The sequence below is a fragment of the Bartonella queenslandensis AUST/NH15 genome, from assembly GCF_000312585.1.
Lineage (GTDB): Bacteria > Pseudomonadota > Alphaproteobacteria > Rhizobiales > Rhizobiaceae > Bartonella > Bartonella queenslandensis_A.
This window is the reverse complement of the sequence record NZ_HE998236.1, coordinates 1-699: the sequence shown is the minus strand read 5'-3', so window position 1 is coordinate 699 and position 699 is coordinate 1. Positions and strand designations below refer to the sequence as shown.

At 32.8% G+C, this 699-nt stretch carries 1 pseudogene; it reads right to left on the bottom strand.

Going from position 1 to position 699, the window contains the following annotated elements:
• A pseudogene (locus tag BN338_RS10000) lies at window positions 1-690 on the bottom strand (DsbA family protein); the annotation flags it as partial.
• Between the last annotated feature and the right edge of the window lie 9 nt (window positions 691-699).

Here is a 699-nt window from a genome sequence, read left to right as displayed (position 1 = left end):
TTTTCTTTAAAAGCATTTTTCAGATTAGAATCTTTTATCGCATTCCGTAGTTTTTTTTCATCTGCTCCTAATGCAACAGCTATTTTTATCGCTTTAGCTTCATTTATGCGTCCTTGATACATTAAAAGCGTTTTGTGAAACTGAGGATATTTTTCTGGAAATTGTTTTCGAAATACGTATGCGACGGTATGAACTGCCATAGAATCAGGTCCTAAAATTGGCAAGTCCTTGATAATAACCTGTAGATCTGGGTACTCTTTTATCAGGTCTTCTATATCTGAATAGGAACTTTTACAATGTTGACAATTGTAATCAAAAAAATCAACAAGTACTTTTTTGCCATTTGGATTCCCAAAAACAGCGTCATGAGGAGAGTGAAAAATTTCCTTTTCTAATGAATGAATGACTGAGGTTTGTCTTTGGCTTTCGTATTCATTCTGTTTTCCAGCTTATCTTGAAGAATAAGCTGCATTTCAATCATAATTTCTGGGTGAGTAAGAAGATACTCTCTGATAATTTGTTGAATATGATGAGAATCAGTATGGGGGATCATTTTTCTTTAAGCTTAGATAAAAAGTTCGAATCTTCCAAAAGTTGTGTCTTAAATTTTTCTAAGTTTAAATGATTTGTGGTTTTTTGCTGTGATGTTGCCTTTGATGAAGAAGGTGAAAAGATTAAAATACTCAACATTAGCTGGGA